Source organism: Vibrio ponticus, assembly GCF_009938225.1.
Taxonomy (GTDB): Bacteria; Pseudomonadota; Gammaproteobacteria; order Enterobacterales; family Vibrionaceae; genus Vibrio; species Vibrio ponticus.
On record NZ_AP019657.1, the window covers coordinates 388,299 to 412,279 of the forward strand.

20 protein-coding genes are annotated in these 23,981 nt (G+C 45.5%); 16 read left to right on the plus strand and 4 right to left on the minus strand.

Going from position 1 to position 23,981, the window contains the following annotated elements; translation table 11 throughout:
• Positions 1-179: 179 nt before the first annotated feature.
• On the minus strand, positions 180-1,520 hold the full coding sequence (argA, locus tag GZN30_RS01690) for an amino-acid N-acetyltransferase (RefSeq protein ID WP_075648984.1): 1,341 nt from the start codon (positions 1,518-1,520) through the stop codon (positions 180-182).
• A gap of 70 nt (positions 1,521-1,590) precedes the next feature.
• On the opposite strand from argA, the gene GZN30_RS01695 reads away from it, so the two are divergent.
• The 13 genes from GZN30_RS01695 to GZN30_RS01755 all read left to right on the plus strand — a co-directional run bounded on the left by GZN30_RS01695 (position 1,591) and on the right by GZN30_RS01755 (position 14,750).
• Positions 1,591-2,106 (plus strand): DUF2850 domain-containing protein, encoded by a 516-nt coding sequence (locus GZN30_RS01695; protein ID WP_139312233.1) that lies wholly within the window; start codon positions 1,591-1,593, stop codon positions 2,104-2,106.
• Positions 2,107-2,180: 74 nt separating this feature from the next.
• Positions 2,181-3,281: a murein transglycosylase A gene (gene mltA, locus GZN30_RS01700; protein ID WP_075648985.1), complete on the plus strand. Its 1,101-nt coding sequence runs from the start codon at positions 2,181-2,183 to the stop codon at positions 3,279-3,281.
• A 112-nt stretch (positions 3,282-3,393) separates the two neighbouring features.
• Entirely contained in the window at positions 3,394-4,203 is an 810-nt protein-coding gene (gene tcdA / locus GZN30_RS01705; protein ID WP_075648986.1) for a tRNA cyclic N6-threonylcarbamoyladenosine(37) synthase TcdA, read from the plus strand.
• Positions 4,204-4,212: 9 nt separating this feature from the next.
• Positions 4,213-4,641, plus strand: coding sequence for a cysteine desulfurase sulfur acceptor subunit CsdE (gene csdE / locus GZN30_RS01710; protein ID WP_075648987.1), 429 nt, complete (start codon positions 4,213-4,215; stop codon positions 4,639-4,641).
• Positions 4,642-4,827: 186 nt separating this feature from the next.
• Complete coding sequence (locus GZN30_RS01715; RefSeq protein ID WP_075648988.1) at positions 4,828-5,952, plus strand: bifunctional tRNA (adenosine(37)-C2)-methyltransferase TrmG/ribosomal RNA large subunit methyltransferase RlmN; 1,125 nt, start codon at positions 4,828-4,830, stop codon at positions 5,950-5,952.
• Between the two features lie 407 nt (positions 5,953-6,359).
• Positions 6,360-7,295: a cytoskeleton protein RodZ gene (rodZ, locus tag GZN30_RS01720; RefSeq protein WP_075648989.1), complete on the plus strand. Its 936-nt coding sequence runs from the start codon at positions 6,360-6,362 to the stop codon at positions 7,293-7,295.
• A gap of 8 nt (positions 7,296-7,303) precedes the next feature.
• The gene (gene ispG / locus GZN30_RS01725) at positions 7,304-8,422 is read left to right on the plus strand and encodes a flavodoxin-dependent (E)-4-hydroxy-3-methylbut-2-enyl-diphosphate synthase (protein ID WP_075648990.1); all 1,119 of its coding nucleotides are present in this window, start codon (positions 7,304-7,306) and stop codon (positions 8,420-8,422) included.
• Positions 8,423-8,457: 35 nt separating this feature from the next.
• Positions 8,458-9,726, plus strand: a complete 1,269-nt coding sequence (gene hisS / locus GZN30_RS01730) for a histidine--tRNA ligase (RefSeq protein WP_075648991.1) — start codon at positions 8,458-8,460, stop codon at positions 9,724-9,726.
• Positions 9,727-9,791: 65 nt separating this feature from the next.
• Positions 9,792-10,406 (plus strand): YfgM family protein, encoded by a 615-nt coding sequence (locus GZN30_RS01735; protein WP_075648992.1) that lies wholly within the window; start codon positions 9,792-9,794, stop codon positions 10,404-10,406.
• A gap of 11 nt (positions 10,407-10,417) precedes the next feature.
• Positions 10,418-11,578: an outer membrane protein assembly factor BamB gene (gene bamB / locus GZN30_RS01740; RefSeq protein WP_075648993.1), complete on the plus strand. Its 1,161-nt coding sequence runs from the start codon at positions 10,418-10,420 to the stop codon at positions 11,576-11,578.
• 175 nt (positions 11,579-11,753) lie between these two features.
• Positions 11,754-13,241, plus strand: a complete 1,488-nt coding sequence (gene der, locus GZN30_RS01745) for a ribosome biogenesis GTPase Der (RefSeq protein ID WP_075648994.1) — start codon at positions 11,754-11,756, stop codon at positions 13,239-13,241.
• A 79-nt stretch (positions 13,242-13,320) separates the two neighbouring features.
• Positions 13,321-14,205: a metal-dependent hydrolase gene (locus GZN30_RS01750; RefSeq protein WP_075648995.1), complete on the plus strand. Its 885-nt coding sequence runs from the start codon at positions 13,321-13,323 to the stop codon at positions 14,203-14,205.
• Positions 14,206-14,522: 317 nt separating this feature from the next.
• Positions 14,523-14,750, plus strand: a complete 228-nt coding sequence (locus GZN30_RS01755; RefSeq protein ID WP_075648996.1) for a zinc ribbon domain-containing protein — start codon at positions 14,523-14,525, stop codon at positions 14,748-14,750.
• Here GZN30_RS01755 and xseA read toward each other — a convergent pair.
• Complete coding sequence (gene xseA, locus GZN30_RS01760; protein WP_075648997.1) at positions 14,747-16,078, minus strand: exodeoxyribonuclease VII large subunit; 1,332 nt, start codon at positions 16,076-16,078, stop codon at positions 14,747-14,749. The genes GZN30_RS01755 and xseA overlap by 4 nt on opposite strands.
• A 230-nt stretch (positions 16,079-16,308) precedes the next feature.
• On the opposite strand from xseA, the gene guaB reads away from it, so the two are divergent.
• The 3 genes from guaB (at position 16,309) to GZN30_RS01775 (ending at position 20,407) form a co-directional block, all read left to right on the plus strand.
• Positions 16,309-17,772 (plus strand): IMP dehydrogenase, encoded by a 1,464-nt coding sequence (gene guaB / locus GZN30_RS01765; RefSeq protein ID WP_075648998.1) that lies wholly within the window; start codon positions 16,309-16,311, stop codon positions 17,770-17,772.
• A gap of 112 nt (positions 17,773-17,884) precedes the next feature.
• Positions 17,885-19,438 carry a glutamine-hydrolyzing GMP synthase gene (gene guaA, locus GZN30_RS01770; RefSeq protein ID WP_075648999.1) on the plus strand — a complete coding sequence of 518 codons (1,554 nt, stop codon included), beginning with the start codon at positions 17,885-17,887 and terminating at the stop codon, positions 19,436-19,438.
• Positions 19,439-19,810: 372 nt separating this feature from the next.
• A complete protein-coding gene (locus tag GZN30_RS01775; RefSeq protein WP_075649000.1) occupies positions 19,811-20,407 on the plus strand; it encodes an acetate uptake transporter in 597 nt (198 codons plus the stop codon).
• Positions 20,408-20,522: 115 nt separating this feature from the next.
• Here the strand turns inward: GZN30_RS01775 and GZN30_RS01780 are convergent, their stop codons facing one another.
• Together GZN30_RS01780 and GZN30_RS01785 are read right to left on the minus strand one after the other, a co-directional pair.
• Positions 20,523-22,073 carry an alanine/glycine:cation symporter family protein gene (locus tag GZN30_RS01780; RefSeq protein ID WP_075649001.1) on the minus strand — a complete coding sequence of 517 codons (1,551 nt, stop codon included), beginning with the start codon at positions 22,071-22,073 and terminating at the stop codon, positions 20,523-20,525.
• 375 nt (positions 22,074-22,448) lie between these two features.
• Positions 22,449-23,837, minus strand: a complete 1,389-nt coding sequence (locus GZN30_RS01785; RefSeq protein WP_075649002.1) for a DUF4397 domain-containing protein — start codon at positions 23,835-23,837, stop codon at positions 22,449-22,451.
• Between the last annotated feature and the right edge of the window lie 144 nt (positions 23,838-23,981).

Here is a 23,981-nt window from a genome sequence, read left to right on the forward strand (position 1 = left end):
GCAATCCATGCGGTCTAGTCGAGCTAGTTAGGTGAGTCCAATTCGACCTCGGGTTTGAGGCGGGTGAATAATATACAACAGTGTTGATGAAATAAAGCTCATAAATGAGAAAATCGATCAAATAGTGAGCTTTATTTCGACCGTATGTTACGAAACCGTTTGCTTGACCTGTGTTCAACTTAAGCGGTGCCAATAGCGAGAATCTTTGAGTTACGTTGGTAGTTGTAAAGGTTCTTCTTCTGCGATGGTAGCGACTCCACCCCAACCTCGTAAAAACCTTGTTCTCTAAACCAGTGCAAGCTGTGTGTCGTAAGAACAAATAACTGGGTAATGCCCTGTTGTTTGCATTGCTGACGCATATGATTGAGCAAAATTAAGCCACGGTTACCATCACGATATTCGGGGTGAATTGCGACACACGCCATCTCTGCCATGCGGTCTTCAATGTATGGATAGAGTGCAGCGCAGCCGATGATTAATCCGTCTTTTTCTATAATGGTGAATTGGTGGATTTCCTGCTCCAGTTGCTCACGCGAGCGACGCACCAAAATACCTTGTTCTTCTAAAGGACGAATCAAATCCAAAATACCACCGATATCATCGATTGCAGCCAAGCGCACTCGTTCTGAGCTGGCGTAGACGATTTGCGTACCGATACCATCAAGAGAGAACAATTCTTGGATTAGCGCGCCATCAACTTTGTAGCTTACCAAGTGGCTACGAGGCACGCCTGCACGGCAAGCGGTAATCGCGGCACGTAAGAAACGTAGAGAGCCTGAAGCATTGTCATTAGACTGATCAACATCTTGTTCCAATTTACTTAAGATCTGCTCAGCTTCTCGAGGGACGAGTTCTGCAATGACATTACCTTGCTGATCCAAAATACCTTGCGCCGAACAAAAACCAATCAGCTTATCTGCATTGAGGCGAATGGCGACTTGGGTTGCCACTTCTTCTGAGGTGAGATTAAAAGACTCACCCGTGACTGAACTGGCAATAGGACCAAGGAGTACAATTGAGCCTTGCTCTAGCATGCGGTTAATACCGGCAATATCAATACGACGGATTTTACCACTGTGACAGTAATCCACCCCATCATCGACCCCAAGCGGTTGGGCAATCACAAAGTTACCACTCACCACATTGAGTTGCGTACCCGCCATCGGGGTGTTACTCAGGCTCATTGAGAGCTGGGCAGTGATCGCCAACTGTAATTGCCCGGCGGCTTGCATAACTAGTGGTAAGGAATGCTCATCAGTGACACGAATACCTTTGTGGTAGGCATTGGTGACATCATGCGTAGAGAGAATCGAATTAATTTGCGGTCTGGCACCGTGCACTAAGACGATTTTTACCCCAAGACTATGAAGCAGGGCTAAATCACTGATTATATTTTTGAAGTTTACATCAGCTACCGCTTCGCCACCGAGCATAATCACCACGGTTTTACCACGGTGAGCATTTACATACGGGGCAGATTGGCGAAATCCTTTTACTAGCGCTGTACTACGTATTTTCACAGTGAGTCCATTTTGTGAATTTATATGTGATTATAGTGCAAATTTATTCTGTAATAGGCAAGTGTTTTTTTTGGAACAAAAGTCCAATAAAGCTTACCTCGCATTGAGCGCTTCAATAGCGCGTGATATAGAGGTTTTTTCTGCAAGGCAAGAACCAATGAACGTTAGTGTAAATAGCAACTCAAGACAGGAAAAAAGAGCAGGGCTACTCGCCTTTCAGAGCAAATGGAGCATCGCATCGATATGGCTGGTGGTCTTAGCCAGTACTTATTTCATTATTCAAGGCGCGATAGTATTGAGTGATAAATATCAGCGAATCAGTCATCCTCATTCGCTTATTTATGGTGTCTGGATTGAGAGTGATGTGGCACCTTATCGTGCCGAGCGTTTAGAGATCAATTCCTCAGGTATCGTGTTTGAAGGTGGGATAGTCGCCACCGAGTATGACTTTGATGGTGACTATTTAGTGTATCAACATGGCACTGAGCAACGCCGCTTTAAGTTTCAAAATCAGAATTGGAATGAGATGAGACTGTTGACTGGGAACGCTTATCAACCAATCTTTGTCAAAACTGCTTCAAAATAATTCATCTACATTGACGATGATAGCGATAGTTTGTCATGCTCAAGCTATCTCGTTAATGGACTCCTTAATAACCAATGAAAAAGATTTTTCCTTTAGCGGCGGTGACGCTGCTGTTTGGCTGTGCTCAACCAACCGACCGAGCACAACAATATTTCGATCAAGAGTTTGAAACTACCCTCAATCGCACTGAGAGTGTGCAATCAAATGTGACGCGAGATTTTACTGAGTTCCATAAACAAGCCGAGCAGGTGGTCGATAAATCACCCTCAATGGCGAAGGTATATCAACCACTGTATGAAACGCTCAATGAGTGGGTACTGCAAAGTGGCGATCCAAGTGAATTGGGCAACTTTGGTATCCAAACTGCGCAACTAGGTGGTGGCGATAAAAAAGGTAATGTTCTCTTTACCGGTTACTTTTCCCCGGTAATGGAGCTTCGTCATCAAGCCAATGAGACCTATAAATATCCAGTTTATGCCAAGCCTGATTGTGGTAAAGAGTGCCCAACTCGTGCGCAGATTTATGCAGGTGCTTTAGAAGGGCAGGGTTTGGAGTTGGGTTATGCGGCTAACATGATCGACCCTTTCTTGATGGAAGTGCAAGGGAGCGGTTTTGTTCATTTTGAAGATGACGACACACTTGAATATTTCGCTTACGGCGGTAAAAACAATAAAGCTTACGTCAGTATTGGTCGCGTATTGATTGAACGTGGTGAAGTCTCACGTGAAAAAATGTCGATGAAAGCAATTAAGGATTGGGTGCTCGCTAATGATGAGGCAACGGTGCGTGAAGTACTGGAGCAAAATCCATCATTTGTCTTTTTTGCCCCACGAGCAGATGCGCCAGTAACAGGCTCGGCAGGCATTCCACTGTTGCCGATGGCATCTGTAGCGGGTGACCGAAGCATTTTGCCTATGGGAACCCCAATCCTTGCTGAAGTACCACTATTAAATGCTGATGGCTCGTGGAGTGGTGCACATCAACTGCGTTTGCTGATCGTTTTAGACACTGGTGGTGCGGTGAAACAGAATCATCTCGACCTTTACCATGGCATGGGACCACGTGCGGGTACAGAGGCAGGTCATTACAAACATTTTGGTCGCGTGTGGAAGTTAGGTTTAGAGAACTCTCCGACGCAAGCGCCGTGGGCAATGCCGCCTGAGAAACAAAACTAACGATTTTCCGTTCAAGCCACGTTGTGGTGCAAAGAGCGAGTATAGACATTTTCATAAAGAGTGCGTATAAATCGCACTCTTCTTTTTTGTAACCGATTTACGGGCTTAAACTATGCGTGAATTAGACACTCCAGCTTCAGATAATTACAACCAGCGTTTTGGTGGTACACGCCGTCTATACGGCAATAGCGAAGTGGAAATACTCCGTGCTGCGCACGTATGTGTGATCGGTATTGGTGGTGTAGGTTCGTGGGCAGTTGAAGCGTTGGCGCGTACGGGCATTGGTGAACTGACGTTGATCGATATGGATGACGTATGTGTGACCAATATTAACCGTCAAATTCATGCCATGAGTGGTACCGTTGGTCAAAGCAAAATTGAAGTGATGGCGGAGCGCGTTAAACTGATTAACCCAGAATGTAAGGTTAATTTGATTGATGATTTTATTACGCCAGACAACCAGCACGAATACCTATCGAAAGAGTACGACTATGTACTGGATGCGATCGACAGTGTAAAAGCGAAAGCGGCATTGTTGGCTTATTGTCGCAGCAATAAAATCAAAGTGATTACCACAGGTGGCGCTGGTGGTCAGGTTGATCCAACCCAAATTCAAGTGGCGGATCTGACCAAAACCATTCAAGACCCGTTGGCGAAGAAGATTAAAGATACGCTGCGTCGTCACCATAATTTCCCGAAAAATCCACAACGCAAATTTGGCATCGACTGTGTGTTCTCAACGGAGCAGCTTAAATACCCACAAGCGGACGGTTCGGTGTGTGGCGTAAAAGCGACTGCGGAAGGTCCAAAGCGTATGGATTGTGCTAGCGGTTTTGGCGCAGCAACCGTGGTTACCGCGACATTCGGTTTTGTCGCTGTCGCACGTATCGTTGAAAAACTGATTCAAAAGCACAAGAAATAGGGTGGTGTGATGTCGACATTTCCATTAAATCCATTTGGCACGCAAATTACTGCTGAAGAGATCGTTGAGACCATGCAAGGTATGCGTGGTTGGGAAGATCGCTACCGTCAGGTTATCCAATGGGGAAAAAAACTCCCGGTGATGCCAGAAGAATTAAAGTCGCAGCAAGTCACGGTATCGGGTTGTGAAAGCCAAGTATGGTTGGTGAGTGAACAAGCCGGCGAGATGTGGTCATTTTGTGCTGACTCTGATGCACGTATCGTACGTGGACTGATCGCTTTGGTGATGGCAGCTTACAATCATAAAACCAGTGAGCAGATCCAACAGTTTGATATTGATGGCTATTTTGCGCAGCTAGGCTTAATTGACCACCTGAGCCCTTCTCGTGGTAATGGTTTAAAAGCGATTGTTGAGCAGATCAAACAGCTCGCTGCTTAAGCCTAAATATCTTACTAAGTCCCGCTGTCTAGCGGGATTTTTTATATCTGAATATAGTAATGGTTAATTTTTAATCACTGCTTTTTTAATGTCTTAGCAAAAACAGGGTCTTGTCACACTTGTTGTCTTTGGTTAAAGGCTGTAAAATTCGCGCCCTTATTTATTGTTCCGTTGTTGAGAGGCTTCATGACTACTGAAAAAATCAACCTGCTTGATTTTGATCGCCAAGGATTGCGTAAATTCTTTGCAGAAGAATTAAACGAAAAAGCATTCCGCGCCGAACAGGTGATGAAGTGGATCTACCATTTTGGTGTCGATGATTTCGACAACATGAACAACATCAACAAGCAGTTGCGTGAGAAGCTAAAGCAACGCTGTGAGATTAAAGCTCCAGTGGTATCGGCAGCTCAACACTCATCTGATGGCACCATCAAATGGGCAATGCGTGTCGGTGACCAAGACGTAGAAACGGTTTACATCCCTGAAGATGATCGCGCGACCTTATGTGTTTCTTCACAGGTAGGTTGTGCATTGGAATGTAAATTCTGCTCAACGGCTCAGCAAGGCTTTAACCGTAACCTGAAAGTGTCTGAAATTATCGGTCAGGTATGGCGTGCTGCGCGTGAAGTGGGTCTTGAGAAAGAAACCGGTCGCCGCCCAATTACCAACGTGGTAATGATGGGTATGGGTGAGCCACTACTTAACATGAAAAACCTTATTCCAGCGCTTGAAATCATGCTGGATGATCTTGGTTTTGGTCTGTCTAAGCGCCGTGTAACGGTATCAACTTCTGGTGTGGTATCGGGTCTTGACCAAATGACAGGTCGCATTGACGTTGCACTAGCGATCTCTCTACATGCGCCAAATGACAAGCTACGTAGCGAAATCATGCCGATCAACGACCGTTGGGACATTCAAGAGTTCTTAGCGTCAGTTCGCCGCTACCTAGCATCTTCAAATGCCAACCGCGGTAAAGTAACCGTTGAGTACGTGCTATTGGATCATGTTAACGATGATATGGACCATGCGCGTGAATTGGCAGAGCTAATGAAAGATACGCCATGTAAGATTAACCTGATTCCGTTTAACCCGTACCCAGGTTCACCTTACAAGAAACCAAGTAACTCACGTATCGACCGCTTCCAGAAAACATTGATGCAATACGAGCACACGGTAACCATTCGTAAGACTCGTGGTGACGATATTGATGCGGCATGTGGTCAGTTAGTGGGCGATGTTATCGACCGTACAAAACGTACCGCGATGGCAAAAGCTGCCAAAGGCGAGTCAATTGACATTAAAGCGCTATAATTAAATCGTTTTCGACCAAAGCCAGAGCAATGCTCTGGCTTTTTTGTTGCAACTTATTTCTACAAAAATAAAGCTTTCTCGCAGTTTTTTGGTTTTATCTTATTTAAAAATGTCAGTTTTTAGAAAAACCTTGAGCTTGCTGTAATTTATCTCACCCGATTATGTTGTTTCGTGCTTTATATCTATTAGAATTAATAATTACATCCTTAAGTAGATGATCTGGACGTTTAACTAAACTCTTAAGGAACAGTCGTAACAATTTTATCAGTGACATTCTCTAATCTTGTCTGCAAGATGCATTTAACTGATAAATTAGTTAGCAAACTTACCAACATTAGGTTTAACCAACTACCAACTAAAAATAACCAAGACCGGTTGACCTGAAGTGACACGAGAGACACAACAACATGAATACAGAGCAACCGACTGCAGTTGTAGAAGAGAACACAGAGAAATTTCACATTGAGCCTGGCACGATTTTAAAGCTAAAGCGCGAAGAGGCTGGGTTAAGTAAAAAACAAGTGGCTGACCGTTTACGTCTTCGCATAGCCATCATTGAGCAAATTGAGAAAAACGAGTTTGAACCGGATCAAGTCGCGACATTTACACGTGGTTATTTGCGTTCATACGCCAAAGTAGTCAATGCCGATGAAGCTGAGGTATTAGCGGCTCTGGATGCAACGGTCGGTACTCAAGCGCCACAAGAACAAGAAATGAAGAGCTTTTCACGCAAGACCAATCGTGAAAAGCATGACAGCCGTATCATGGCATTAACTTGGGGTATTGTGATCGTTATTGTTGCCATCTCTTCGGTATGGTGGTGGCAAAATCAACAAAAAGACGCCCTTGAGCTAAGTATTGAAGAAGACAGTGCATTGGTTGCTGAAACAGAGCAACAACCTGAGCTTGATACTGCTATTGATCAAATTTCCGCTGAGCCTAGTGAGCCTGTTACGTTACCGAGTGACACCGCCACAGAGCAAAGCCAACCAACTAGCCAAGAGCCTGTAGTTGAAAGCAGTGACACGGCTGCCGAAGCGACCACTGAAGCAGCAACAGAAGTCACCGCGCCAGTAGAACCTGAAGTTGTCAAACCAGAAGTCGTCGCTAACCGCTTAGAGATTAGTTTCAATGGCGAATGCTGGGTACAAGTGAAAGATGCAACAGGTAAAACACTGATTAGTGGTATCAAACGTGGTGGTGAAGCCGTAGAACTTGAAGGTAAATTGCCTTACAACGTGATTTTAGGTGCGCCACAAAACGTTTCTATCACCTTAGCGAGTGAAACTGTCGACCTTTCTGGGTATACTGCAGGCAAAGCAGCAAGATTCACCTTACCTTAGAAAAGATTATGCAACACGAATCTCCTATTAAACGTCGCCCATCGACTCGAATCTATGTGGGCGATGTGCCTATTGGTGATGGCGCACCAATTGCGGTGCAGTCAATGACTAACACCAGAACAACAGACGTGGAAGCGACTGTTGCACAAATTCGAGCATTGGAAAATGTTGGCGCAGATATCGTGCGTGTATCTGTACCAACCATGGATGCCGCCGAGGCATTTAAGTTAATTAAACAGCAAGTGAACATCCCGCTAGTTGCGGATATTCACTTTGACTACCGTATCGCGCTTAAAGTGGCAGAATATGGCGTCGACTGTTTACGTATTAACCCAGGTAATATTGGCAACGAAGAGCGTATCCGCTCGGTTGTTGATTGTGCGCGTGACAAGAACATTCCGATTCGCATTGGCGTTAATGGTGGTTCTCTGGAAAAAGATATCCAGATGAAGTACGGCGAGCCGACACCAGAAGCGTTAGTTGAATCTGCGATGCGTCATGTCGATATTCTCGATCGCCTTAACTTTGATCAATTCAAAGTCAGCGTAAAAGCATCCGATGTGTTTCTCGCAGTAGATTCATATCGTCTGTTAGCGAAGAAGATCGATCAACCGCTTCACTTAGGTATTACGGAAGCGGGTGGAGCACGTGCTGGTGCAGTTAAATCATCGGTAGGTTTGGGAATGCTACTGGCAGAAGGTATCGGTGATACACTGCGCATTTCCCTTGCAGCGAACCCGGTTGAAGAGATCAAAGTTGGCTTTGATATTCTTAAATCTCTGCGTATTCGCTCACGTGGTATTAACTTTATTGCTTGCCCTAGCTGTTCTCGTCAAGAGTTCGATGTGATCAGTACGGTGAATGCGCTTGAAGAGCGTCTTGAAGACATTATTACCCCAATGGATGTATCTATCATCGGTTGTGTAGTAAACGGTCCAGGCGAAGCTGAGGTTTCACACCTAGGTTTGGCTGGTAGTAACAAGAAGAGCGCATTTTACGAAGATGGTAAACGTCAGAAAGAGCGTTTTGACAACGACGATCTGGTTAATCAGCTAGAAGCAAAAATTCGAGCGAAAGCAGCCGTGCTGGATGAAAGCAATCGCATCGAAATTAAAGTGCAAAACTAAATCTCAACGAAGTAATTAAAATTACGGTAAATATTGTGGCAAAACCAATTCAAGCAATTCGAGGCATGAACGATTGTCTCCCAACTCAATCACCACTGTGGCAAAAGCTAGAAAATACAGTGAAGAACGTAATTAGCGCATACGGTTATAACGAAATGCGCATGCCAATCGTTGAGATGACGCATCTATTTAGTCGCGCAATCGGTGAAGTGACTGACGTTGTAGAAAAAGAGATGTACACCTTTGAAGATCGCAATGGTGACAGCCTAACGCTACGTCCAGAAGGCACTGCGGGTTGTGTGCGTGCAGGTATCGAAAACGGTCTGCTGTACAACCAAGAACAACGTGTATGGTACATGGGTCCTATGTTCCGTCACGAGCGTCCACAAAAAGGTCGTTACCGTCAATTCCACCAATGTGGTGTGGAAGTGTTTGGTCTAAACGGTCCTGACGTTGATGCAGAACTTATCATGATGACTGCGCGTCTATGGCGTGAGCTAGGTATTGATAAGCATGTGCGCCTTGAGCTGAACTCAATTGGTTCACTTGATGCGCGTGCTAACTACCGTGAAGCTTTGATTGCTTTCCTAGAGCAACATATGGATGTGCTAGACGAAGATTGTAAACGTCGTATGCACACTAACCCGCTACGTGTACTGGATACCAAAAACCCAGATGTACAAGCGATCCTTGGTGATGCACCACGTCTATCTGAATACCTAGATGAAGAATCTAAGCAACATTTTGCAGGTCTATGTGAACTTCTTGACGCGGCTGGTATCGAATACACAGTAAATGAGCGTCTAGTGCGTGGTCTGGATTACTACAACCGTACTGTATTTGAGTGGATCACAGAAAGCCTAGGTTCACAAGGTACAGTGTGTGGTGGTGGTCGTTATGACGGTCTAGTTGAACAACTAGGCGGTAAAGCGACACCAGCAGTGGGTTTTGCAATGGGTCTTGAGCGTCTAGTGCTAATGCTAGAAACTCTAGAACTAACCGACGTTCGTCGCAGTGTTGATGTTTACATGGTGACTGCAGGCGAAGGTACTATGATGGCGGGTATGAAGCTGGCTGAACAGCTACGTGAACAAGTACCAGGTCTACGTGTGATGAACCACTTCGGTGGTGGCAACTTTAAAAAGCAATTTAAGCGTGCAGATAAAGTTGGTGCGGTGGTTGCTCTTGTTCTCGGTGAGAACGAAGTGGCAGACAACAGCGTAGTATTGAAAGACCTTGTTGGTGGTACGCAAGAGACTTACAGCCAAGCTGATGTTATTGCGAAACTAGCAGAGCTAATCTAACCAAATTTAAGTTTAAGAAAGTGGCGATGAGAGTCGCCACTTTTGTGATATTAAGAGGACAGGAAGTGGAACTCTACGATACTGAAGAACAACAAGTTGAAGCGATTAAAGATTGGTGGAAAGAGAACGGTAAAGCAGTCATTTTTGGTGCTGTAATCGGTCTTGGCGGTCTATTTGGCTGGCGTTACTACCAGGATTCAACTATTGCTGCTCAAGAAGCTGCTTCTGAAAGCTACTCAAAAGTAATTTCAACCTTAGCAACACAAGGTGGCGAAGCCGAACAACAAGTACAAAGCTTTATCGATGCTAACGGTGAGACTGAATATTCAGTTCTTGCGGCATTACAGCTAGCGAAAGTACAAGTTGAAGAAAACCAATTGGACGCGGCTATTGAACAACTGCAATGGGCAACAACGGCATCGAAAGACCAAGCTCTACTAGCAGTAATTAACTACCGTTTGGCTCGCCTGCAATCAGAGCAAGGTAAGTTTGATGCGGCAATCGCACAACTAGACAAGATCACTGACGAGGGTTGGGCTGGTCGCGTTGAAGAACTAAAAGGTGACATCTTACTGCGCAAAGGAGATGCAGCTGGTGCATACGCAGCATACACAGAAGCACAACAAGCGGGTGATGCAAGCGAAGCACTACAAATGAAATTGGATGATCTAGCCAAGTAAGGGCACGTTGCATGAAGAAATTGCTGAATAAGGCATTGACGACAGTTGCAGTCATCAGCGTATTGGCTGGTTGTGCGAGTGAAGAAGATACCATCATCATGGCGCCAGTACCGCAAGTGGATAACGAATTTACCACTTCATCGGCTTGGCGTGCTTCTATTGGCGATGGTGTCGAGCAGTACTTCTCTAAGCTGGCACCGGCATATGCTTACGGCAAAGTATTTGTTGCAAGCCGCAACGGTGAGGTGAAAGCACTGGATCCCCAAACCGGTGACGAGCTGTGGCAAATTGATCTAGAAGATGATGTACCCGCTCGCTTATCTGGTGGTATCTCACCAGCTTACGATAAATTATTTATCGGTAGCGAAAATGGCGAAGTGATTGCACTGAATCAAGAAACGGGTGAGCTATTGTGGCGCACTTCAGTTCAAGGTGAAGTGCTATCAGCACCAGCAACTGATGACAACTTAGTCATGGTACATACCAGTGAAGGTGTGTTGATTGCTTTAGATCAGCAAGACGGTGAGCAGAAGTGGGCGATCAGCACTGAAGTGCCAACGCTGACACTGCGCGGTACCAGTGCACCAACCACTATTTCTGGTGGTGTATTCTGGGGTACGGCTAATGGTCGACTTGCTGCCGCTATCGTTCAACGTGGTCAACTGATTTGGCAACAGCCAATTGGTACGCCTAAAGGCGCGACTGAGATTGACCGTATTGTTGATGTTGATGCATCGCCAATGCTGATGGGCAGTACTTTGTTCGTGGTGGGTTACAATGGTCAGTTAACCGCGATTGATCTGCGTTCTGGTCAACCAGGTTGGAAACGTACTTACTCTTCTGCAACGGATATGGCTAACGATGGTAGCCGTATTTTCCTCGTGACTGATAAAGATCACTTAGTTGCTGTCGATGCGCGTAGTGGTACCGAACTTTGGAAAAACAAGCAGTTAGAGCACCGTTTGTTGACTGCGCCTAAAGTGATGGGTGACTATTTAGTGGTTGGTGATAGCGAAGGCTACCTATATTGGGTCGATCGCAGCACCGGTGAGTTTGTTTCAATGCAAAAAGAGGGCGGTGACGGTTTCGCGGTTGCGCCTGTTGCACTTGATGATGGTTTCGTTATTACAACCCGAAATGGCAATGTAAAGAAACTAACGCTCAGCGAATAATTTCGTGATATAATTCACATTCGGCTCCTGGCTGGTGACAGTTAGGAGTCGTTTTGTTTATATAAAACAGTGATTTAATTAATAGTAGTGTTGCTATAGGTAACAATTTGGCGAGAGGAAATCTTGTCAGTCGTTACCTATAACTACATAAGAATAGAATATTGTAGAGGTTGTTATGGTTCCTGTTGTTGCTCTTGTAGGGCGTCCGAACGTAGGTAAGTCTACGTTGTTTAACCGCTTAACTCGTACACGTGATGCGCTAGTGGCGGACTTCCCTGGCTTAACTCGTGACCGTAAATATGGCCAAGCTAAGCTTGGTGAGCATGAATTTATTGTGATCGATACCGGCGGTATCGATGGCACAGAAGAAGGCGTAGAAACAAAAATGGCTCAGCAATCGCTAGCGGCGATTGATGAAGCTGATGTTGTGCTATTTATGGTAGACGGTCGCGCTGGTCTAACAGCTGCGGATGAAGCTATCGCACAACACCTACGTAAACTTGAAAAGCCAGCGATGCTGGTAGTAAACAAGATTGATGGTATCGATGCAGATGCAGCGAGCGCTGAGTTCTGGCAACTAGGTATGGAAGAGATGTACCAAATTGCTGCCGCTCATGGTCGCGGTGTTGCTGCGCTTATCGACCTTGCGCTAAACCCATTTGCAGAAAAATTCGCTGAAGAGACTCAAGGTGAGATCACTGACCTGACTGACTTTGAAGACGAAGAGCAAGAACAATTAGATTACAGCGAAGAAGAAGCGGAAGCAGAATTCAAGCGCTTGCAAGATCAGCCAATTAAACTGGCAATTATCGGTCGTCCTAACGTTGGTAAATCAACCCTAACTAACCGTATTCTTGGTGAAGAACGTGTGGTTGTTTACGATATGCCAGGAACCACCCGTGACTCTATCTACATTCCGATGGAGCGTGATGGTCGTGAGTACGTATTGATTGATACTGCGGGTGTTCGTCGTCGTACACGTATCAACGAAACGGTTGAGAAATTCTCAGTCGTTAAAACGCTGAAAGCGGTTGAAGATGCCAACGTGGTTCTTTTGATCATCGATGCACGTGAAAATATCTCAGATCAAGATCTAAGCTTGCTAGGCTTTGCACTCAACGCGGGTCGTTCGATTGTTCTCGCAGTAAACAAGTGGGATGGTCTGGATAATGATGTAAAAGAATCAGTGAAGAAAGAGCTAGACCGTCGTCTAGGTTTCGTTGACTTCGCGCGTATTCACTTTATCTCAGCTCTACACGGTACAGGTGTTGGTCACCTATTTGAATCAGTACAAGAAGCATACAAGTCAGCAACGACACGTGTAGGCACTTCTGTTCTGACTCGTATCATGAAGATGGCAACCGACGATCACCAGCCGCCTATGGTTCGTGGTCGCCGCGTGAAACTAAAATACGCGCACGCGGGTGGTTATAACCCACCAATTATCGTTATCCACGGTAACCAAGTACGCGAACTACCAGATTCATACAAGCGTTTCTTGATGAACTACTACCGTAAGTCGCTAGAGATCATGGGTACGCCAATTCGTATCCAGTTCCAGAACAGTGAAAACCCATTTGAAGGTAAAACGACTAAAATGACACTGTCTCAAGAGCGTAACCGTAAACGCCTAATGAGCATGGTTAAAAACCGTAAAAAGTAACCACTAACGATTTACTTGAAAAGCGCCTACAATGTAGGCGCTTTTTTTATCTCTACAGAATAACCAAATCGAAATTACAATGAATGTAACGCCAACTATTACCCAGTTCTGCCATCAAACTTGGCAACTTACCGCGCAAATCCAACTTAGCCAAACATCTGGTGATGTCACTTATATCGTTACCGATAAAACCCCATGTCATCCTGTCAGCCATATTTGGCCTGATCACCCAGCCGATAAAGGTACGCTTGCATTGCATGGCACCGAGTACTCGTTAGTCGACTGTTTCGTTGGCGCCGTCGAGCTTGCTACTAATACCCTCTACGTTGATAAAGCCATCCCGGTAAAACGCGATGAGGCAGGCTGGGCATTTGTAGTGGTTCATGTGGTTGAAAATACAAACGCAGTATTTTTAACTGGTGATAGCCTGGTCTTATCGGTTGATAAGAGCTACCAGCAAGCATTAAGTCGCGGTCATAGTGCCGGGCATCTTGCCTTTTTGGCTCTCAACAAAGTCCTCACCGAGCAGGGTTATTGGCGTAAAGATGCCGATCGAAAAGATACCCTTGGTAGCTATGATTTTAATAACTATGCGCAAGAGACCAGTTTCGTGACTGCCGACAAATGTGTAGACAGTTATCGTTTAGGCAAAACTCTACGCAAACGCGGGCTCAATAGTGCTGATGTATCCGAGCAACTTCAATCGATAGAAGATTATGTAAATCAGATGGTTAGTGATTGGTTAGCCCAAGGAGGTGATGTGAATATGCACTGTGAGGGGCAAGCATTAACTGACTCACGTTACTGGCGCTGTGATTTAGGCAACGGCAATCTTGCTGAGATTCCTTGTGGCGGCACCCATGTTCACAGCCTGAAAGAGTATGCGAGCATTAGAGTGAGCCTGCGCGAAACGAGTCCAAATTACATTGAAATGCAGACCGATGTAATTGCAGCGACAGTCTAATGCGATCTTTTTATTAAATACTAAAAAGTTGGTTTTAATAGATTAATTTAAGATTTAAATATCGTTTAAAATCCAAAAACAGGATATGTAACTTATGCTTTCGGTGTGTGGTTATATAAATATTCTTTTTGGGGTAGATCGCTGATCAAAATGGATTTAGCAGATGATCTTATGAAGATCATCTTGGCAGATAGAGTGCTTTTTAGTCAATTAATCGATGCTCGCAATGTGACGACTATATTGACGTGACAAAGATCATAGAGTGATGTGCACCATACCGTCACAATAGGATCCAGTGGAACCATGAGGGAAAAATAATGAGTGATAATGTGTGCCCACAATGCCAGCAAGAACTTGATTGGCAAGGTCACTACCACTGTAACAACTGCGCAGAGTCATTTTTAAAGGTTGGTTATTGCCCAGATTGTCAGGCACAACTGGAAAAGTTGCAGGCATGTGGAGCCGCGAACTATTTTTGCAATAGCTGCAATGAGTTGAAATCGAAGTCGCGAGTACGGTTCGAGTTTGAGAAAAAAGTAGATTAATTGACGGTTGAACGTAGTTCGCCATCAGCTAAGCGGGTGATCAGGGTATCGCCCGTTTTTACGTCTTGCGCAGAGTGAACCACATCGCCTTGCTCAGTTTGAGTGATCGAGTAACCGCGTTTGAGTGTCGCCAATGGACTTACTGTATCGAGCTTTTCAGCCGCAAGTGCCAGTTGATGGCGAGATTTAAGTAGCTTTCTGTCCATCGCATCGAATAGCTTTTGCTCAAGGCGAGCAAGAGTTGCCTGCTGTGCACTGAGGCGTTTGGTTGGCGAATGGAGTTGAATACGGTGCAGCTGGCGCTCGATTTTCTGCTGATGCTGAGCAATAAAGCGCTGCATCGCACGCTGAAGGCGCGCATCTAAATCATCAAGCTGCTGGCTTTGACGCTGCAACTGCTGATTTGGATGTTGTCTGTCTAATCTGTGCTCTAGTTGGCGCAGGCTCTGTTTTTGCTCAGCAAAGTAGTAGCGCATCGCCGTAAACAGTTTCTGTTCACGAGTCGCTAAGCCTTGCGCTTTATGGCTGTTATCACGGCTAACCAGCTCTGCGGCCGCAGAAGGTGTTGGCGCACGCATGTCAGCAACAAAGTCTGCAATGGTGACATCAACTTCATGACCGACCGCACTGATGATCGGGATCTGGCTTGCCGCAATGGTACGCGCCAAGATTTCATTGTTGAAACACCACAGATCTTCTAGGGAGCCACCACCACGACCGACAATCAACACATCACATTCGTTACGGCTATTGGCACAGCCAATCGCTTGAGCAATTTGAATCGCCGCTTCTTCACCTTGCACCATAGTTGGATAGATGATGACGGGTAGGGAAGGATCACGACGCTTTAACACATCAAGAATATCGAATAGCGCAGCGCCAGTTTTCGAGGTGACAATACCCACGCACTTTGGATGCTCAGGCAGAGGCTGTTTGCTGGTTTGAGCAAATAAACCTTCTGCTGCGAGTTTCATCTTCAGCTCTTCGAATTGCTGCTGCAAGCGACCGTCACCTTCTGGCTGCATACTTTCGATGATCAACTGGTAGTCGCCGCGTGGCTCATAGAGCGACAAGCGAGCTTTAACTAGCACTTGATTACCGTTAGTCGGCTTAAAAGAGACGTGACGATTGTTACCACGGAACATGGCACATTTGACTTGAGCACGAGCATCTTTAAGAGTGAAGTACCAGTGACCGGAGACTGGTGCAGAGAAGTTAGATATCTCACCAACTAACCAAACGATCCCCATTTCATTCTCAAGCAAAAGGCGTACTTCTGCATTAAGTCTCGATACGGTAAAGATATTTTGATTGGTCAGAGATGACACAGCTAATCTCGTAGGCGTGAGTATGGAAATTAGCGGCAATATAATACATAGCAAGGGGGTAATTGCAAGAAAAAAATTAAAAAAATTTGTGGTCAAGCGTCAATCTTCACCGTATAATCCCACCGCAATATCTAATCCAAATGCAGCAAAGTTTCCTTACTTTCTGTGCTCATTATGCGAAACGATGAGATTGGATTTTCTTTCTACCTATCTATTGTGAGATATTGCAAATGCTAAGAATTGCCAAAGAAGCGCTGACATTCGATGACGTACTACTCGTGCCAGCTCACTCCACTGTTCTCCCAAACACTGCTGATCTTCGCACTCAGCTAACTAAGAACATCACCCTAAACATCCCTATGATTTCGGCGTCTATGGACACCGTTACTGAAGCTCGTCTAGCAATCGCGCTAGCGCAAGAGGGTGGCATTGGCTTTATCCACAAAAACATGTCAATTGAGCAGCAAGCTGCGGAAGTTCGTGCGGTTAAAAAGTACGAATCAGGTGTGGTTACCGATCCGGTAACTGTAAGCCCTGACGCAACGATTGCTGATGTTGTTGCTTTAACTGAAAAGCACGGTTTTGCTGGTTTCCCAGTAGTAACTGAAAGCAACGAGCTAGTGGGTATTATCACTGGTCGTGACGTTCGTTTTGTAACTGACCTATCTAAGAAAGTATCAGCAGTAATGACGCCGAAAGAGCGCCTAGCTTCTGTTAAAGAAGGTGCAGAGCGTGCTGAAGTGCAAGAGAAAATGCACGAAGCGCGTGTTGAGAAAGTGCTGGTTGTGAACGATGACTTCCAACTAACCGGTATGATCACCGCGAAAGACTTCCATAAAGCGGAAACTAAACCAAACGCATGTAAAGATGCGCAAGGTCGTCTACGTGTTGGTGCAGCAGTTGGTGCTGGCGCTGGTAACGAAGAGCGTGTTCAAGCGCTAGTTGAAGCGGGCGTTGACGTACTACTTATCGACTCTTCACACGGTCACTCTGAAGGTGTTCTAAACCGTATTCGCGAAACTCGCGCTGCGCATCCAAACCTAGACATCATCGGCGGTAACGTAGCAACAGGTGCGGGTGCTCGTGCTCTGATTGAAGCGGGTGTAAGCGCAGTTAAAGTGGGTATCGGTCCTGGCTCTATCTGTACAACTCGTATCGTTACAGGCGTAGGTGTTCCACAAATCACAGCTATCGCAGATGCGGCAGAAGTAGCGAATGAATTCGGTATCCCAGTTATTGCTGACGGCGGTATCCGTTTCTCTGGCGACATCTGTAAAGCAATCGTAGCGGGTGCATCATGTGTAATGGTTGGCTCTATGTTTGCTGGTACTGAAGAAGCACCAGGTGAAGTGATTCTTTACAACGGTCGTTCTTACAAAGCTTACCGTGGTATGGGTTCACTAGGTGCAATGTCACAAGGTTCATCTGACCGTTACTTCCAGTCTGACAACGCAGCAGACAAGCTAGTACCAGAAGGTATTGAAGGTCGTATCGCATACAAAGGTCTACTTAAAGAGATCGTTCACCAACAAATGGGTGGTCTACGTTCAAGCATGGGTCTTACTGGCTCAGCAACGATCGAAGACATGCGTACTAAAGCTGAATTTGTTCGCATCTCAGGTGCGGGCATGGCTGAATCGCACGTACACGACGTTCAAATTACTAAGGAAGCACCAAACTACCGTCGCGGTTAATTTCTTTACCAGAATACAACCGACGTAAACGTTTGCTTTTTTCCTTGAAGCATTGATAAGAGGCGGGTAAACTCGCCTCGTTTTCATAACCTAGCTTATAAGACTGCTCAAAATGACTAAAAATATCCATGACCAACGTATTCTGATCCTGGACTTCGGTTCTCAATACACTCAGCTTGTTGCACGCCGTGTTCGTGAAATCGGTGTTTACTGTGAACTATGGAGCTGGGATGTAGAAGAAGCGGATATTCGTGAATTCAACCCAGACGGCATCATCCTTTCTGGTGGTCCTGAAAGCGTAACAGAAGAAAACTCTCCACGCGCTCCACAATACGTATTTGACTCTGGCGTGCCAGTACTAGGTGTATGTTACGGCATGCAAACTATGGCGGAGCAGCTAGGTGGTAAAGTAGCAGGTTCAACTGAACGTGAATTTGGCTACGCACAAGTTAAAGTTTCTGGCGAATCTGCAATCTTTAAAGATCTTGAGCTTACTCAAGACGTGTGGATGAGCCACGGTGACAAAGTAGTAGAAATCCCAGCAGACTTCGTAAAAGTAGGTGAGACAGACACTTGTCCTTACGCTGCTATGGCGAACGAAGAGAAGAAATACTACGGCGTACAATTCCACCCAGAAGTAACGCACACCAAAGGCGGTCTACAAATGCTTGAGAACTTTGTTCTTGGCGTATGTGGCTGTGAGCGTCTATGGACTTCTGAATCTATCATTGAAGATGCGGTTGCACGTATCAAAGAGCAAGTAGGTGACGATGAAGTTATCCTTGGTCTATCTGGTGGTGTGGACTCTTCAGTAGTCGCGATGCTTGTTCACCGTGCAATCGGCGACAAACTGACGTGTGTATTTGTTGATAACGGTCTACTTCGTCTAAACGAAGGTCAACAAGTAATGGATATGTTTGGCGACAAGTTCGGTCTAAACATCATCAAAGTTGATGCAGAAGAGCGTTTTCTAGAAGCACTAAAAGGCAAATCGGATCCAGAAGAGAAGCGTAAGACCATTGGTCACGTATTTGTGGACGTATTCGACGAAGAGTCTAAGAAGCTGAAAAACGCTAAATGGTTGGCGCAAGGTACTATCTACCCTGACGTAATCGAATCAGCGGCGTCTAAAACAGGTAAAGCGCATGTGATCAAATCACACCACAACGTGGGCGGTCTACCAGAAGATATGGCGATGGGTCTTGTTGAGCCACTACGTGAACTATTTAAAGACGAAGTGCGCAAGATTGGTCTAGAGCTAGGTCTACCGTACAACATGCTTTACCGTCACCCATTCCCAGGTCCAGGTCTAGGTGTTCGTGTTCTTGGCGAGATCAAGAAAGAGTACTGTGACTTGCTACGTCGTGCTGATGCTATCTTTATTGAAGAACTGCACAATGCAGACCTTTACGACAAAGTATCGCAAGCGTTCACCGTATTCCTACCAGTACGCTCTGTAGGTGTAATGGGCGATGGTCGTAAATATGACTGGGTAGTATCACTACGTGCAGTAGAAACCATCGACTTTATGACAGCGCATTGGGCACACCTACCATACGACTTCCTAGGTAAGGTTTCTAACCGCATTATCAACGAAGTAGATGGCATTTCTCGCGTGGTTTACGACATCTCTGGTAAGCCACCAGCGACAATCGAGTGGGAATAAGATTACCGTTATCTTTGTAGCAGCACCATTGTTGACTGCTGCAATTATTTTGGTAATAAGTTTGCGTCTTTGACGTAAAGATCAAAACAGTAAAACCAGCCTTTGGGGCTGGTTTTTTTGTATGTTTTGTTAGCAATTAGCATGAAAGTTGCTGTTTTTTCGAGCGAATGTTGCTGGGTGGGATTGAAATTTTAACTGCATTTTGTCGTGTTTTTTCTGATTTTTCATGAAAAATGCCAGCACTTTCATCGTTATGTGATGAATTGTTTATTTGTGTAATATAAGTTTTCAGTCGTTAGCTGTTGTGTTTACTGTTGGCGCCACTAAAATCTGCGCGTAATTTTTATCACATTTTTTGAAAGGTACGCCCCCATGTCTACAAAACTGGCTAACCCAGCACCATTAGGTCTAATGGGTTTCGGTATGACAACCATCCTGCTAAACATCCATAACGCAGGCTTTTTCCCAATTGACTCTATGATTCTGGCTATGGGCATCTTCTACGGTGGTCTAGGTCAAGTGCTTGTAGGTATGATGTGCTTTAAGCGTGGTGACACGTTTGGTACTACTGCATTTACATCTTATGGTCTATTCTGGCTGACACTAGTTGGTCTACTAGTAATGCCTGAAATGGGTCTACAACCAAGCCCACACAGCTTCATGGGTTGGTACCTAACTCTATGGGGTATCTTCACTGGCTTTATGTTCATTGGCTCACTATGCTACCCAACAGCGAAGCAAGTTGTGTTTGGTTCTCTAACTATTCTATTCTTCCTACTAGCAGCTCGCGATTTCACTGGTAGCACAGTAATCGGCACTATCGCTGGTATCGAAGGTATCTTCTGTGGCGCAAGCGCGATCTACTTTGCAATGGCTCAAGTACTAAATAACGAATTTGGTCGCGTAGTTCTTCCAATCGGTGAGAAGCGCATCAAGCCAATCGTTGCAGCTGAGCAAGCAACAGCGTAATCAACGCTTAAAAGTTTGATAAAAGAAAGGGGCTAACCATTTGGTTAGCCCCTTTTTTAAGCCCTAAACATCGTTGATGCTGTTGGACAGTTACAGCTATATACCACTGCTTTTCTTATGATGAAGTGTTGTTTACCACTTCTACGTCGACTTCTTTATCTACTGCCGCTTTTGGATTGCCATGCTCTCGGCGGTAACGATCTTCCCAGTAATCAGCGCCTTTGATCCCCAGTTTTACCGGGTTAAAGGTGTATTCTGTTACGCCTGCTTTTTGTTGCTCTTCGTAATCTTTTAGCGCTTTGATCGCCGGCTTTGACAAGAAGAAAATAATCAAGATACCGACAATGTTAAGCCATGCCATCAGACCGACACCCACATCACCCATAGCCCACGCAAGGTTAGCGGTTTTCACAGTGCCGTAGAATACCGCAGAAATTAATACCAGTTTGAGAATGAACATCAGACCGCTGACTTTGAAAGTGCGACGGATGTAAGCGATGTTGGTTTCTGCGATATAGTAGTAAGCCAGAATAGTGGTGAAGGCGAAGAAGAACAGCGCGACAGCAATAAATGGCTTACCTACGCCAGGTAGTGCACTTTCAATCGCCATTTGAGTAAACACAGGACCATTGGCACTGATTTCAGCGGCAACGTTTTGAATCAAGAACGCTTCACTAGCACCGTGTACGTTGTAAGCGCCAGTGATTAAAATCATAAATGCAGTGGCAGGACAAACCAGTAGAGTATCAATATAGATTGAGAACGACTGTACTAAGCCTTGCTGTGCAGGGTGTTCTACGTTTGCAGCAGCGGCTGCGTGAGGACCTGTACCTTGTCCTGCTTCGTTTGAGTAAACGCCACGTTTCACCCCCCAACCAATTGCAGCGCCAACACCAGCCATTGGTGAGAATGCATCTTCGATGATCATGGCGAAAATAACAGGAACCGCACTGATGTTGAGCAGGATGATAACGAATGCCGTCACAATGTAAGCCAGTGCCATAAATGGCACGACAATCTGTGTGAAGTGGGCAATACGCTTCACGCCACCAAAGATAATGAAGGCAAGAATGATAGAGATAACGGTACCAGTAAGAATTTTGGCAAAGCTGAAGGTGCCAACCGCAGTTTCAATCATTTGACCGGAGCCAAATGCAGCTTCTACTGCATTACCGATACTATTTGATTGCACGCCCGGTAGCAGTACACCACAGGCAAAGATGGTCGCGATGGCGAAGATCCAGGCGTACCATTTTTGCCCCATCGCTTTTTCGATGTAATAAGCTGGACCACCGCGGAACTGACCATCGTCATCTTCTTTATAGATTTGTGCCAAGGTTGATTCTGCATAGGCAGTCGCGGCGCCAAAGAAGGCAACCATCCACATCCAAAATACCGCACCTGGACCACCAAAACCGATAGCGGCTGCTACACCTGCAATGTTACCCGTACCAACGCGACCTGAAAGTGAGACGGCAAGAGCTTGGAAAGATGAGATACCTTTCTTGGAACTTTTACCTGAAAAGAGTAGTCGCCACATTTCAAAGAAATGACGGATTTGAACAAAGCGTGTAATGATCGAATAAAACAAGCCGGCGCCCAAGCACAAGTAAATCAGTGCGGGGCTCCAAATGATTCCATTCAGAAAATCAACTAAAGACTGCATAAGCATTTTCCCTGTTAGTGATGGTTGTAATCGAGATGTTGTGTTTGTTGTAATTTTATTTGGAATGGATGTTAACCCTTATGTAACGCCAATGTTAAATTAAAAAGGCTATATTTGTGAAGTTAGTGATGAATAGCACAAAAATCTAAACTGTTAATCCATTTAGGCGATTAATAGGCAGTTTAAAGATCCATTCGTAATATTAACGTTGTTGTGATTTATTATGCAGCAATATGAATGGGTTATTGGTTGCACTGGCTGGAGGTAAACATCTCTGCCTTATAGTCAGAAATTAGTGGTAAATGCTAGATGGATTGTTGGATCGCAAAGGAGGCTGTTCAAAGCCTCCTAGTGAAGAAATGCTGAGTTAAAATCTTAGTCAGTAATGGCTTCGGCAATGAGATTGAAACCTGAGCCAGCGCTATCATCGATGGCGGTAGCTTGGTATACCGCGCCATTAGTGAGCGTGATAGGGACTGCATTAATGGCAATGGTTGAGGGATCATTTGCCACAGTCACTGTGACAAAGTAATCACCCGCGGGCACATAGATGCCGCTGACGGTTTGCTTGAAGGCAAAGTCTTCTAGTGCCGGTGTTTCTCCGGTGATGGAGGCATTGGCTGTAAGATAAACGTCTACAGATGCTGCGATAGGGTTTGCAGCTGCATGAGTCACATTAAGTACAGCGCTGGTTGCGACAGCGCGGCGGTTATCTTCTACAACAAGCGCTTCTGGGCTGTTCGGTGTTCCTACCGCAAAAACCGAGTAATCAATTCCGCCATTTAAAGCTACGCCGTTCGCTGTGATAAAGGCATTAGTATTAGTACCCGTTGCGAACACTTCTAAATCGTAACTGCCTGCGGTAAGTTCGAGATACGGACTGATGGTTTTAAATGCGACATCAGTTAAGCCGTTGATGACGCCGCTATTAGCATACACATCGACATTAGGTGCACCGTCAATGAGGTGACCAACGCGCGTTTCTGCTGGTTCTCGATTGTCAAAGATGACGCTACTGCCACTGCCATCAAGGATCAATAATTTGACCGGCGAGGCAGGGTTGGAATCTGCGCGAGGCACGGCAGCAACCGTCAGTTCACTGTTTGCTGCCAGCGTGACCGGACCAGAGTCAAAGGCAACAATGCCACCTGACACGGTCTCTAAACGAATTTGATAATCTCCGGCAGGAATATTTAAAACAGTGGTTGCGTCTTTGAAGGCAAGGGTATCAATTGCAGTTAGCGTACTAAGGGCAACGCCTGGTGTAGATACATAGAGATTGACGTCACCGACACCTGAAGCAGCATGAACCACTTGAACGTCTAGTGTTTGACTGTTTGCTTGTCCAATCGCGGGGCGAGTAACGATGAGGGGTTCGACGGCATTTGGACTGCCATCCGCATCTCCAACCACGAAAGCGGTATAGCGCAAGTCAGGTGACAAATCGACAATAGTTTCGGGTACGACGGTCGCAGTGCTGTTGCCAGGCAACGCGACATCCACTTGGACAGTATTTAGACCAGCTGGCACTGCCAAATAGCCGGAACCTTGGGCGTAGTCGACACCTTCAAGCACCGGATTACCGTTGATGATTACGTTCGCTCGAGGGGCATCAGCCGAGGCATGCACCGCTTGAAGAGAAGTTGTCCCCTCTTGCTGAAGAGATGCTGCTAGCGTACTTGTGTTGTCATTGTTGTCATCATCACATCCACTTAAAAATAGCGAACCTGATAGTAGACACAGTGTTGAAATCACTTTTCTCATAATATTTTCTCTATGGTAGGGAGCCTGTATTCCTAGGCACACAACTCCATAATTCACTTACTGCTAGCAGGGTTTCCTACGCCCGTGACTGCTACAAGATCACGCTATTGATAAAATTGTTTTTAACGACCGATATCAAAACTC

What these genes read in the sequence shown, in the direction of transcription:
- guaA (WP_075648999.1), top strand. Translation starts at nt 17,885, where the DNA reads ATGACTAAAAATATCCATGACCAACGTATTCTGATCCTGGACTTCGGT.
- GZN30_RS01775 (WP_075649000.1), top strand. Translation starts at nt 19,811, where the DNA reads ATGTCTACAAAACTGGCTAACCCAGCACCATTAGGTCTAATGGGTTTC.
- GZN30_RS01715 (WP_075648988.1), top strand. Translation starts at nt 4,828, where the DNA reads ATGACTACTGAAAAAATCAACCTGCTTGATTTTGATCGCCAAGGATTG.
- GZN30_RS01750 (WP_075648995.1), top strand. Translation starts at nt 13,321, where the DNA reads ATGAATGTAACGCCAACTATTACCCAGTTCTGCCATCAAACTTGGCAA.
- rodZ (WP_075648989.1), top strand. Translation starts at nt 6,360, where the DNA reads ATGAATACAGAGCAACCGACTGCAGTTGTAGAAGAGAACACAGAGAAA.
- bamB (WP_075648993.1), top strand. Translation starts at nt 10,418, where the DNA reads ATGAAGAAATTGCTGAATAAGGCATTGACGACAGTTGCAGTCATCAGC.
- GZN30_RS01755 (WP_075648996.1), top strand. Translation starts at nt 14,523, where the DNA reads ATGAGTGATAATGTGTGCCCACAATGCCAGCAAGAACTTGATTGGCAA.
- csdE (WP_075648987.1), top strand. Translation starts at nt 4,213, where the DNA reads ATGTCGACATTTCCATTAAATCCATTTGGCACGCAAATTACTGCTGAA.
- GZN30_RS01785 (WP_075649002.1), bottom strand. Translation starts at nt 23,837, where the DNA reads ATGAGAAAAGTGATTTCAACACTGTGTCTACTATCAGGTTCGCTATTT.
- mltA (WP_075648985.1), top strand. Translation starts at nt 2,181, where the DNA reads ATGAAAAAGATTTTTCCTTTAGCGGCGGTGACGCTGCTGTTTGGCTGT.
- tcdA (WP_075648986.1), top strand. Translation starts at nt 3,394, where the DNA reads ATGCGTGAATTAGACACTCCAGCTTCAGATAATTACAACCAGCGTTTT.
- GZN30_RS01780 (WP_075649001.1), bottom strand. Translation starts at nt 22,073, where the DNA reads ATGCAGTCTTTAGTTGATTTTCTGAATGGAATCATTTGGAGCCCCGCA.
- ispG (WP_075648990.1), top strand. Translation starts at nt 7,304, where the DNA reads ATGCAACACGAATCTCCTATTAAACGTCGCCCATCGACTCGAATCTAT.
- der (WP_075648994.1), top strand. Translation starts at nt 11,754, where the DNA reads ATGGTTCCTGTTGTTGCTCTTGTAGGGCGTCCGAACGTAGGTAAGTCT.
- guaB (WP_075648998.1), top strand. Translation starts at nt 16,309, where the DNA reads ATGCTAAGAATTGCCAAAGAAGCGCTGACATTCGATGACGTACTACTC.